Raw genomic sequence first — 12,467 nt, 5'->3', positions numbered from 1 at the left:
ACCTCTTACCATTCCGAACAGAGAAGTTAAGCCCATTAGCGCCGATGGTACTACACTTGTGGAAGAGTAGGTCGCTGCCTTTTTTGAATCCTCAATCTAAGCTAGATTGAGGATTTTTTTTTCACTTAAGTGAACTGGGAAGCTACCACTGTAAGGATTATCTTTTTTACCTTTATATTCTAAAAAAAATAAAGGCGCTTCTGATATGATGTATACCATTATAGATGTTGAAACCACAGGGGTAAGCAATAAGCTTACCGAAATATCTATGTTTAAATATGATGGCACCCAAGTTATCGATGAGTATACCGCTTTAATTGATCCGGGCATACTCATTCCAGAATATATTACAGCACTTACGGGTATTGATAATGGCATGGTAGCTCATGCACCCACGTTTTCTGAAATAGCCAAAGATATTTTAACTTTTACCGAAAACTGCATTTTTGTAGCCCATAATGTGAATTTCGATTATAACGCCATTCGTAATGAATTTAAGGCTGTAGGGATTTATTTTAACAGAAAAAAACTCTGTACCATCCGCTTAGCTAGAAAACTAATTCCTGGGCATAAATCGTATAGCCTAGGGAAGCTATGTAAGGCTTTAAATATACCTATTGTTGGTCGACACCGCGCAAGGGGAGACGCGGAGGCTACTGTTATTTTGTTTGAGATGCTGCTCAATACAACCAATGCTGAAACCGTGTTTAGCGACTTCTTAAAAAAATCATCTAAAGAAGCCACATTGCCTTCGCATTTACCGACTTCGGTTTTTAATATTCTACCCAACACGCCTGGGGTGTATTATTTTAAAAATAAAAAGGGGAAAATTATTTATGTGGGAAAAGCTAAAGACATAAAAAAACGTGTACTTAGTCATTTTTATAGTAAGACGAAGAAATCTTTGGCGATGTGCCGAGAAACAGCCGATATCGATTTTGAACTTTCGGGGTCTGAATTGATTGCGCTACTGATGGAGGATGCTGCGATAAAAAAACACTATCCCGAGTATAACCAAGCAGCAAAACGCTCCAAGAAGCGCTATGCTATTTTTAGTTATACCGATAGAAAAGGTATTGTACATATAGCCTATAATACGCTTAAAGCGTCACCAAACCCGGTTTTAATTTTAGATTCCATTACTGAATGTAGGCAGGAGATAGAACGTATTTGCAGCCAGTTTCAATTGTGCCCTAAATATTGCCATTTACAAGAAGCGGTTGCTAGTTGTAACCATTTTAGAATACATACCTGTAATGGGGTTTGTAAAGATGAAGAACTCCCAGAAATATATAACCAACGTGTTGTACAAGCTTTAGAAAGCCTGCAACAGTATAAAAAAGATGTTATTTTAAAACAAAAGGGACGTTATGATTATGAAGATGCTTTTATTATGATAGCACAAGGCACCTATTTGGGGTATGGTTTTATTGATAAAACAGAACAGATTAACACTACCGAAGATTTTGAAGCCTTTTTAATATGGCAGCAGGATAATAGTGATGTGCAGAAGATTATTAGGCGGGTATTGGTTGAGAAGTGAAACTGTAATAATTTAACCGTCATCGCGAGCCTTTAGCGAAGCGATCTTTTGTTGTAATCGGAAGGAACGACGTAATTTGATTATTATTTATGTTTCTTTTCATGAGATTGCTTCACTGCGTTCGCAATGACGTTATGGAGGGGAAACGTTACAATGAATCATACAAATCCTTCCACTCTGGGTTTATACTTTCTATCAGTGCTATTTTTTTGGCTCTGTTTCCAGCTTTTAATTGTTTTTCTCTGCCAATAGCATCGCCAATCATTTGAAACGTTTCGTAATACACCAATTTATTTAAGTTATAGCGTGCTGAAAACGATTTTTTATCATGCTTTTCTTTATGCTGAATGATACGCTCTTTTAAATTGGCTGTTACACCAACATAAAGTGTGGTATTGTTTTTATTGGTTAGTATGTAAATGTATCCTGGTTTCATGTTTATACATCATCGCGTTTTTACTGTCATTGCGAAGGCAGTGAAGCAATCTGTCTATGTCATGGCGAGGCACGACGCAATCTTATTATTATTTACGTTTCTCTTTTTGAGACTGCTTCGTGCCTCGCAGTGACAGGTTTTACTAAATAGTTTTTTCAGGCTCAGTAAAGTCTTTTCAGGCTCAGTAAGTAGATTATTTACAACACATATTTTTTCAATAAAATGTCGTTATTTCAAAACCATTTCAAAAACACCAATTATTTTAAAGTCATCTAAATTATCTTCTTCTAATATTATCGATTCAAAATTATTGTCATGAGATTGTGGCATTAAAATAATAGATTGGTGTTCCCAAGTATCACCATTCGAATTTTTAGTACTTGAGTATTCTTTAACCGTATATCCAGAACCAAAATCATTATCTTGAATTTCAGTAGATTGAGCTAATACTATTCTGCCATTTCTAGAACCTCCACGATATTTTTTAAACAAACAAATAGCATTATTTGGTATAATTTTATTCATTGATTCTCCAACAACGGTGCAAGCAAAATAATCTTCTGAAAAGCGAACATGTTCAGGTAATGCTATCCACTTGTTATTATCTATAGTTTGTAGCTCACTAAAATCGCCTGCTGACGCTTTAAGATTATAAAACGGAATGCTATTTTCAAATTGACTGTTTTCAATTCTAATATTTAAGGTTTCATCCTGTTTTGCGTTAGATTCATGAGGAGCTACATGTGACGCCAAATATTCTCGTAATGCCTTGTTACAAACATAGATATAGGTTCCTTTTATTCCTCTTAGTAGGATTGTTTTGTAAATATTAATTATAAATTCTTTTAATTCATTTGGATTTTTTATGGATTGTTTTCCATTAGCGTCATAATAATTTTCCTCCTTAATTATAATTTCATTTTTCTCTTTTGAATATGAAATTTCATGACCAAATATGATTCCAGAGTAATTCAAATCATATCCTTGCGTTGTGTGTATACAACCAACTTCATCAATAGCATTTGGTGAATTAACCCAATCAATATTGGTTGAGTTCCATTTAAGTTTAGTATTTTCTATTTCAATATCTAAAAGACTATCATCTTTATTAGAAATCCATTTCCAAGAATACCCAGCAATCATACGTGATAAACCAAATTCTTCATTTCTCATTTTAATTTCACTTATGAAAGAATCTATATTATCAAATAAAACAAAATCATAATTATTGTCTTTATATATTTCTTGACTTTTATCTAGATTACAATTGAGTAAATCATCAATATATTTCACATAAGAATTACCACCTTTTACTCTGAATTGAGATTCTAAGTACTCTATTTTTGTGTCATTTCTTAATTTAAGATTATCAAAATCTTTTTTCAAAACATCGGAAGGTTTTATAGATTGACCTTCATCATAAAACAATATTGATTTTGTGCATTGTAAACCTATCCAATGCAATTCGGTTCCTGTAAACTTATCTAAATTAAGTTTGGCATTAATTTTATCAAAAGCTCCAAAATAAGCTCCTAAATTGACTCTTCTTCTCAATCTATGAGATTCATCAACAATAACTATGTCAAAATGAGATTTTGCAAGTTCAGCAGGACCTATTACCATACTTGCTTTTAGTCCTTTGATATTTTTGAAAACTTTTTTTAAGGTGTTTCTAAGCGAAGACATCGGCACAACTAATGCCATTTTAGGTTTTGGATATTTTTCTTTGAGTTTGTCTATTTTAAATTTTAGTTCCATTTCATCTTCACCAAAATCTCTAAAATTAAAATCACTATTCTCAGAATTTAAAAGTTTAAATAAAAATACAGCTAGGATGGTTTTTCCAGTACCAGCTCCACCTTCAATTATAGTATTATGTATTTTATCATTTAATAAATTATCTATAACCAAGTAAAGTCCCCTTTTTTGCTCTTCAGTTAAACTTTTATAAGGGGAATATTTAAATAAATCTGAATTATCGATATATCCCAAAGAATGTTTTGCAACGCCTTCTTTTCGTAATCCATCCCAGATGTTTTTAAAAACATCCCAATAAATTTCTGTTTTCTGGTAATAATTATGGTTTGCTATTCCTAAATTTCCATTGAGTAACTTATATTCTCCATCTCCCGAGATGTATTTAATAAGTAAGGATTCAATATCAAGGGTGGCAGATTTATTAAATTTTTGACTACTTATTAGTCTGAATGTAGTTAACTTGTTTTTTTTATTATTCTTTAAATGCGTTTTTAGCCTATTCGTCGCATCAGTAGTTTCACCAACATATGCTTCCTTAATTATCTCATCACTTAATAAATATACAATAGGCCAAAGGTTATTGGCATAATGATTATCTAATGCTTCTATATTTGAAATATCAAAATTATGTCTTTCAATTTTGAAAGCCTGATTACCCATTATAGTTGATTATATTTCTTTGCTGAACCTTTAGATTTAGCAACTGTATATTTCTCGCCGTTAAGTTTTATTTTATTCTTTATAATTTCAAGAACATCCAAATCATGCTTTTCTGCTAAAAGAAGTGCAAAAGAAAAAACGTCAGCTAATTCTTCTTTTAATTTTTCTTTATCTACATCCTCATTTGATTTCCATAAAAATAACTCATTTAATTCAGCGGCTTCAATCGAAATAGCTAATGCTAAATCTTTCGAATTATGAAATTGCTTCCATTCTCTTTCATCTCTAAATTTGATAAGCAAATCTGTTACTATTCTGAAATCACTCATTTAAAAAAGTTTAAATATTAATCATTTTTCTGATTTAATTATAAAAATAAAAATCTTCATCATAATAGTAGCACTTTTTTAAATTATTTACGTCATCGCGAGCTTTTAGCGAAGCGATCTGTTTATTGTTTATAGAGACTGCTTCGTACCTCGCAATGACGTGCACCCGCGGTTTTTATTTTTTTATAAAAACCCGCTCAAATAAATAGGCAATATTAGTATCTTCATTTTTTAAATTGTAAGTATTTAATGACTGAGAATAGGGAGCTGGATTTGGCGTGGGCGTTTGTGAATAATACGAACCGCTCGATTTTTTTGACGGGTAAGGCGGGAACGGGGAAGACGACGTTTTTGCACCGTTTGAAGATGCATAGTTTAAAACGCCTTGTGGTGGTGGCGCCTACGGGTGTGGCGGCGATTAATGCGAAGGGGGTGACCATACATTCGTTTTTTCAGATGCCTTTTGGCCCTATTTTACCGGATACCGATTTGAATGCCAACAAGGGTTTTAACCGTAAGTTTAGCAAGACCAAGATTAATATTATAAAGAGCATGGACCTGCTGGTTATTGACGAAATTAGTATGGTGCGAGCCGATTTGCTGGATGGGATTGATCGCACCTTACGCCGTTTTAGAAACCGTAACAAGGTGTTTGGGGGTGGGCAGGTATTAATGATTGGCGATTTACAACAGCTTAGCCCCGTGATTAAAGAGCAGGAGTGGGACTTGTTGAAGCATGTGTATGCTAATGGTTTCTTTTTTAGTAGTAAGGCGTTTGCTGAATGTAACGCGATTACTATTGAGTTGAAACATATATATAGGCAGGAAAACCCTAAGTTTATTGATATTTTAAATGCCATTAGAACTAATACATTAACGGATGTTGCCGCTGCGGACTTAAACAAACGGTTTATTCCAGATTTTACCCCCGAGCCTGATGCCGGCTATATTAGTTTAACAACGCATAATAACAAAGCGGAGGCTGTAAATAAAGCGGAGTTGGGGAAATTAACTACTAAACCTTATACGTATAATGCTGAGATTGATGGCAAATTCCCCGAGTATGCGTACCCAAATGATGCGCATTTGGAGTTGAAGGTGGGCGCTCAAGTGATGTTTGTAAAAAATGATAGCGATCCTGCGAAACGCTATTTTAACGGGAAGATTGGAAAAGTGATTTTATTGAATCGAGACGAAGTGGTGGTGCATTGTCCTGACGATGATTTTAATATTAATGTAACACCCGAAATTTGGGAGAATATTACCTATAGTGTAGACCCTGAAACCAAAGCAATTACGGAGGAGAAAATAGGGAGTTATACCCAAATGCCGTTGCGTTTGGCGTGGAGTATTACCATACATAAAAGCCAGGGCTTAACTTTTGAAAAAGCCATTATTGATGCTGCTGGTGCGTTTGCGCATGGGCAAACTTACGTAGCGCTGAGTAGATGTAAATCTCTAGAAGGACTGGTGCTTAAAAGTAAGATACATTCTAGCCAGATTATTAGTGATGGGAATGTGAGGCAGTTTAATGAACAAGCAGAGGAGCATTCGCCAGATAAGAAAGTTTTAGAGGATTCGCGGACGCAGTTTCAGTTGGATTTGATTGCGGAGGTGTTTGATTTTTATGGGTTTTTATATCCGTTAAATAGAATTTTAGATGTGTATTATAAAAATAGAACCGTAGTTGAAGGGAAGATTGAAGAGACGTTTTTACCTATTAAAGATATGGTTACCAATTTTTTAAAAGTGGCGAATGGGTTTAACGCCCAGTTAAAACAACTTGCTGAAGCTGATGGTTTACCAGAAGCAAGTGCAACGATACAGGAACGATTTAAAAAGGGCATTACCTATTTTAAAACGGAGACCGATACTAAGATTTTAGCGCCTTTAAAAACCTTTGCATTTACTACCGATAACCAAGCGGTTGGTGGTGACATTACAAAAAACTTAGATGCTTTCGAAGACTTACTAACTGTAAAAGTGCTTTATTTTAAAGGTTTAACGGATGGTTTTAGCGCGAAGCAATTTTTAGAATTGCGGGCTAAATCTGTGTTTTCTGGTAAAGAAAAGCCTAAGAAACCTAGAAAGGCGGTTATTGAGGGCACAAGTAATGTGGAGTTGTTTGAGAAGCTAAGGATTTTACGGAATGATATAGCAGCGGAAAAAGGTCTGGTGCATTTTCAGATATTTACGCAAAAGTCACTTTATGAAATGTGTGAAACCTTGCCAACGAATAAGGCAGAATTGCTTGAAGTAAATGGTATGGGCAAAACCCGAGTGGAGAAATATGGGGCTGCTATTTTAAAAGTGATTCGCGCGTATTGTGAGGAACACGATATTGAAACATCCGCCGAAGCGGAAATTTTTGATACGCCTAAAAAGCCTAAGCGCCAAAAGGGTGATACTAAAAAGGAATCGTTAGCCTTGTTTCAATCGGGGAAATCGGTACAGGAGATTGCAGATTCTAGGGAACTAAATGCTAATACTATTATAACTCATTTAGCGAGTTTTATGGCGTCTGGAGAGGTGACAATTACCGATTTGATGCCTGATACGCATTATGAGGAACTAAAGCGTTTAATTCCCAAAAAAACATTTGAAAACTTATCGGACTTAAAGCATCAACTAGATGAAAAGTATAGCTATGCCGAAATACGGTTAGTACTTGATGCGTTAAAAAGATAAACCAGCTTAAATGAGGTGTGTAAGGATTTGTATGGACTAAGACTAATAAACGGTTGCCTTTAATATTTAAATTATTTAATTAAATTAGTGTCCATGAATGTAATCATCCAATCTACACTTAAAACACTTCAGAAATCTCAGATATTATTAGACAATCTATGTAATGAACAATTATGTGATACTTCAGTGTCACCTTATTATTCAAGTATTGGCTCTCATATGCGGCATATTCTAGATTTTTACGACTGCATTTTTAAAATGGATGACGAGAATAGAGTAGATTTAACTGCAAGAAGCCGGAATAAGCATGTGGAAACCGATTGTAGATGTGCACAGGAGTATTTAAATGAGATTACTGCTAAACTTAGGGTAACAGCTTTTAAAATAGATGAAGCCATTATAGTTAGGGATGATTTGGGCTTAGGAAAAACAGATATTACTTATACTTACGGAGCTTTATTGGCGCAGGCTAATAGCCATACGATTCATCATTATGCCATTATTAACTATATTTTTGATAGTTTAGGTATTGTAGTTCAAGATGATGAATTTGGGTATAATCCAACAACACCAAAGGAGGTTTCCTCTAAGTAAAAACTACTTTTTTTTGAACATACTATTCATAATGGTTCTAATGCCTTTGAACATCATAATTACTGCCATGGCAGAAATTGCACACCCAATAACTAATAGCGGAATATAAAGTTTGTCATCTGGCTTGCTAAAGGCAAAGCTCAGCAGAATAGGTCCCATAAAAAGACTGAGTAATGCAAATACTAGAGTTTTTATCCCTTTAAAGAGTATTTTTTTGTCGGTCTTATTTTCTTGTGTCATTATTATAATTTTTAATAGCGTTTCTAACGCTTTTATACTGGTTCAATAATTCAAGCGCTTTATCTTCTGATACTTGAATTTCTTTCATAATCATTTTAGCACCTCTATCAACTAGTTTGTTGTTACTTAGTTGCATATCTACCATTTTGTTGCCTTTAACATGCCCAAGTTGAATCATGGTCGATGTTGTTATCATATTGAGAACAAGCTTTTGAGCGGTGCCAGCTTTCATTCTCGAACTCCCTGTTACAAATTCAGGACCTACAACAACCTCTATGGGGTATTGGGATACCTTAGCTAACGGACTGTTTAAATTACAGGTAATACAACCCGTAACAATATTATTCTCATTACATTTTTCAAGTGCTGAAATAACATAAGGCGTAGTTCCAGAAGCAGCAATACCTACAACAACATCTTTTGAAGTAATATGATATTTCTGCAAATCTTCCCAACCTTGAGTGGTAGAATCTTCTGCAAATTCTACAGCTTTTCTTATGGCAGAATCTCCTCCTGCAATAAGGCCAATAACTAAGTTGTGAGAAACACCAAAGGTTGGTGGGCATTCTGAAGCATCTACGATACCTAAACGTCCGCTAGTACCTGCGCCCATATAAAATAGGCGACCACCATTTTTGAGTTTATCAACAATTTGATGCACTAATGCTTCAATACTTGGTAACTCTTTTTTAACAGCATCGGGAACTGTTTTGTCCTCTTTGTTTATGTTTTGGAGTAATTCTGAAACAGACATGTTTTCCAGATGGCTGTAGTAAGAATCTTGTTCGGTGGTTTTAATGAAACTCATGATCCAAAAATACACAAAATTTTGAGGTAACTATCTTTTTTAGTTAGGTTCCTCATAGCTATTTATAGAGCAGTAGTTTAAGATGTTAAAACTTCTTAAAAGCGCTAAAATTATTGAACGGTATAGTTATATACATCGGTCTCAGTAACTCTAAAATAGCCTAGTGGATAATTATCTGGATTTGTTTGGTTTACACAATTACCTCTTACTGTAGCAGGTTGTGTTTCAAAAGGGCCACCGGAGTTATCAGCTGTTTGCTGAAGTAGAATGTTTGTAAAATCATATGTTCTACGGCTAATCCCCGAATTTGTTACCACCAGTTCGTCACCAGACTTTAAGTCTTCATCAGAATAGAATCCGAATATTTCATTACCATCTGTAAATTCATCGTCGTATACTTCTAAAGTTAATAGGCTTCTATTAGTGACTAAAAATTCAAATAAGTAGAAATTTTCAACTCCAGCTGGGTCCGTGTAATAAAACTTTAGTTCAATATCCTCGCCAGAAAAGCCACCATCATTTTTTTGTTCCACCCTGTCGATAGGAACCACAGATTGCATCGTTTCTGTCCCAACATAAGTTTCATTATTATAAACGATGCTGAGATTGAATACGCCACCAATTTCTGGAATGAAGTTATCGTTTTTATATAAACCAGAATTATTTTCTTCAATAAAGTTAAAGGTATTATTCTTATCATCTGTTACTGTAACCTGTGCTCCACTTGCAGGGGGAATGTCATTATCGAAAAAAGGAGCCGTTTGCGTTAGTTTAATAACTTGAGAGCTGCCATCGGTTCCTTTAATCCATCTTAAGGAAGCATCTATAACCAATCTTGGTTGCGCCGTATCAAGGTCTACGTCAATCACATCTTCACAAGATGTAACGAGGAGTAAACCTATCAATAATATATGGGCTATTTTTCTCATAAAACTATAGTTTGAAATTATATGAAATAGAGGGTACAATACCAAATATGGATAACCTCAGGGCTTCATTCATACCTGTTTCTTGATTTTGGGCAAAGGAAATGGAAGCAGCATTTCTTCTATTGTAGACATTATAAATACCGAAAACCCAATAACTTTGCCATCCCGTTTTTTTCTTGGGTTTAGGTGTATAGTTTAAAGCAATATCCAATCTATGATAGGCAGGTAATCTACTGGCATTTCTGCTTCCAAAGTTGGGTACTCTAAGGCCATTATATTCGAATTGCCCATTGGGGAAGTTTGCCGGTTGCCCAGTTTGAAACAGGAAGTTTGTATTTAATTTCCATTTATCATTAAAGTCATAACTGCCGGTAAAGGATATGTCATGCGTTTTATCGAAGGCTGCACGGTACCATTGCCCATTATTTATACCTGTTTCATTAGGTGTTCTTCCTGGAGTTTGTTGTTCGGCTTTCGATAAGGTATAGGCTACCCAACCCTTAAAACGCCCTTCATTTTTTCTTAATAACATTTCCAAACCGTAGGAACGCATGCGCCCATTTAAAATAACTTGTTCAATAGCATTATTCGCAATTAAATCGGCACCATCTATATAGTCTATTCTATTTTGAACGTTTTTATAAAAAGTCTCTAACTCTAAAGAGTATTTGTTGTTACTAAAATTTTTAAAATATCCTACAGCATATTGATCCAGTAGTTGCGGTTTAATATACTTTCCACTGGGTGTCCAAATATCTAAGGGGGTAGGCGAATTTGTGTTTGATAATAAATGTAAGTATTGGCTCATTCTATTATAGCTTGCTTTTACTGAGCTTTCTGAATTGAGCTGATAAGACACTGCTGCACGCGGTTCTAAGTTTGAAAAGCTAGCGATAACATCACTTCTTTTAAAAGTTTCAACCCCAATAGGATCGGCTTTTTCATAAATCTGAAAGTCATCATTAAATAGTACCGCCTGGTCGTTGGTATAAATATTCAATTCATCTTGTCCCAACCTATGGAAGGTACTAAAACGTAAACCATAGGATAGCGCTATTTTGTCCGATAGATTATGTTCTACATCAATATAAAGAGCATTTTCAAAAGCATATTTATCCGTAAGCTTAAATGGGTTAATACCAGATGTTGGGGTAGTAGGTTTAATATCACCAGGATTAAACTTGTGATAAATACTGTTTACCCCATATTGTAGTTTTATTTTTTGACTAATGTAATGCTTTAGGTCATATTTAAGATTAAAATTACGTATTCCAGACATCCAATCAAATTCAACGAAGTTTAATTTTAAATCGTAGTCATAATCAGAATAAATTAATGAAAGGTTTGAGAATAGCTTATCGGAAAACAAATGGTTCCATCTAAAGTTAAAAACGGCATTTCCATAAGAGTTCTCAAAGCTATCTTGAATTCTAAACACGTCTCTACCGAAATATCCCGATAAGTAAATGTTGTTTCTCTCATTAAGTTTGTAGCTTAATTTTGTGTTTAAATCGTAAAAATAGGCAATACTGGAGATGTCAAAAATTGGTAAAAACAAATGGGCATAACTCGATCTTCCTCCCAATAAGAAGGAGCCTTTTTCTTTTTTAATGGGGCCTTCTAATAATAATCTGCTAGAGACTAACCCAATGCCGCCATTCATTCGGAATTTTCTATTATTTCCTTCTTTCTGGTAAATATCTAAAACGGACGACACTCTACCACCATATCTAGCAGGGATTCCTCCTTTATATAACTTTAAGTCTTTAATAGCATCTGGATTAAATACCGAGAAGAAACCAAAAAGATGAGATGAATTGTAAATAGTAGCTTCATCAAGCAAAATTAAGTTTTGGTCGGCTGCACCCCCCCTTACATTAAACCCCGAAGCACCTTCGCCTGCCGTGGTAACACCAGGTAAAAGGGTAATCGCTTTTATGATATCGGCTTCTCCTAGTACCACAGGAATTTCTTTTATAGTACTAGCGCTTAGCTTATTCACACTCATTTGAGGTTTCTTTATATTGAGACGTTCAACATCTTCAGTAATAACAACCGCGTCTAAGCTTTCAACGGCTTCAGATAAGCTAAAGTTTTTTACAATATTACCTCTTAGTTCAATGGTTTCAGAAACAGAGGTAAACCCTAGGTAGCTTATAATCATTTTATAACTACCTTCAGGTATAGTAATAGAGTAGAAACCATATTCATTGGTAGTTGCACCTGCTTGAATCTCTGGAAAGATAATATTTACACCAATTAAAGTTTCATTACTTTGCTCTTCTGAGATGGTACCGCTTATAGTGTATTTTTCTTGAGCACTGGTAAATAGCCCACAGCATAATGCCATTACAAGCCAGCCATAAAAGTTTTTCATGCAATTATTTTTCTTTTATTAAGCCTTGGTTAGCTTAAGGCCATTTTCTTTTAGGTAAAAGTATGAAAAAAGCCCCCAATAGCGGGAGCTTTTATAATATAAGTA

General features: G+C 34.7%; 10 protein-coding genes and 1 rRNA gene. 4 read left to right on the top strand and 7 right to left on the bottom strand.

The genetic code is table 11. The features are described 5' to 3' along the window. Both rrf and E5D58_RS14590 read left to right on the top strand, forming a co-directional pair. Window positions 1-83: ribosomal RNA gene (rrf, locus tag E5D58_RS14595) — 5S ribosomal RNA — on the top strand; the annotation flags it as partial. A gap of 122 nt (window positions 84-205) precedes the next feature. Further along, entirely contained in the window at window positions 206-1,543 is a 1,338-nt protein-coding gene (locus E5D58_RS14590; protein ID WP_136483061.1) for an exonuclease domain-containing protein, read from the top strand. A 148-nt stretch (window positions 1,544-1,691) separates the two neighbouring features. On the opposite strand, the gene E5D58_RS14585 is transcribed toward E5D58_RS14590, so the two are convergent. From E5D58_RS14585 to E5D58_RS14575, 3 genes are all read right to left on the bottom strand, one after another. Then, window positions 1,692-1,979 carry a GIY-YIG nuclease family protein gene (locus E5D58_RS14585; protein WP_136483059.1) on the bottom strand — a complete coding sequence of 96 codons (288 nt, stop codon included), beginning with the start codon at window positions 1,977-1,979 and terminating at the stop codon, window positions 1,692-1,694. A gap of 228 nt (window positions 1,980-2,207) precedes the next feature. Further along, window positions 2,208-4,397, bottom strand: coding sequence for a DNA/RNA helicase domain-containing protein (locus tag E5D58_RS14580; protein ID WP_136483057.1), 2,190 nt, complete (start codon window positions 4,395-4,397; stop codon window positions 2,208-2,210). Further along, on the bottom strand, window positions 4,397-4,726 hold the full coding sequence (locus E5D58_RS14575) for a nucleotide pyrophosphohydrolase (RefSeq protein ID WP_136483055.1): 330 nt from the start codon (window positions 4,724-4,726) through the stop codon (window positions 4,397-4,399). The genes E5D58_RS14580 and E5D58_RS14575 overlap by 1 nt, the downstream gene beginning before the upstream one ends. A 249-nt stretch (window positions 4,727-4,975) precedes the next feature. Here E5D58_RS14575 and E5D58_RS14570 point away from each other — a divergent pair, with 249 nt between their 5' ends. Beyond that, window positions 4,976-7,414: a helix-turn-helix domain-containing protein gene (locus E5D58_RS14570; RefSeq protein WP_136483053.1), complete on the top strand. Its 2,439-nt coding sequence runs from the start codon at window positions 4,976-4,978 to the stop codon at window positions 7,412-7,414. A gap of 93 nt (window positions 7,415-7,507) precedes the next feature. Further along, the gene (locus tag E5D58_RS14565; RefSeq protein ID WP_136483051.1) at window positions 7,508-8,008 is read left to right on the top strand and encodes a hypothetical protein; all 501 of its coding nucleotides are present in this window, start codon (window positions 7,508-7,510) and stop codon (window positions 8,006-8,008) included. Between the two features lie 3 nt (window positions 8,009-8,011). On the opposite strand, the gene E5D58_RS14560 is transcribed toward E5D58_RS14565, so the two are convergent. The 4 genes from E5D58_RS14560 to E5D58_RS14545 form a co-directional block, all read right to left on the bottom strand. Continuing rightward, a complete protein-coding gene (locus E5D58_RS14560) occupies window positions 8,012-8,248 on the bottom strand; it encodes a DUF6095 family protein (RefSeq protein ID WP_136483049.1) in 237 nt (78 codons plus the stop codon). Beyond that, window positions 8,232-9,056, bottom strand: coding sequence for an N-acetylmuramic acid 6-phosphate etherase (gene murQ / locus E5D58_RS14555; protein ID WP_136483047.1), 825 nt, complete (start codon window positions 9,054-9,056; stop codon window positions 8,232-8,234). Before murQ ends, E5D58_RS14560 begins: the two co-directional genes overlap by 17 nt. Window positions 9,057-9,166: 110 nt before the next feature. Beyond that, on the bottom strand, window positions 9,167-9,985 hold the full coding sequence (locus E5D58_RS14550; protein WP_136483045.1) for a DUF4249 domain-containing protein: 819 nt from the start codon (window positions 9,983-9,985) through the stop codon (window positions 9,167-9,169). Window positions 9,986-9,989: 4 nt separating this feature from the next. Further along, window positions 9,990-12,362, bottom strand: a complete 2,373-nt coding sequence (locus E5D58_RS14545; protein WP_136483043.1) for a TonB-dependent receptor — start codon at window positions 12,360-12,362, stop codon at window positions 9,990-9,992. Between the last annotated feature and the right edge of the window lie 105 nt (window positions 12,363-12,467).

Origin of the sequence: Cognatitamlana onchidii (assembly GCF_004804355.1) — a bacterium.
Classification (GTDB): domain Bacteria; phylum Bacteroidota; class Bacteroidia; order Flavobacteriales; family Flavobacteriaceae; genus Cognatitamlana; species Cognatitamlana onchidii.
Note: the sequence above shows the minus strand (reverse complement) of the source record. Positions and strands in the feature narration are given on the sequence as shown.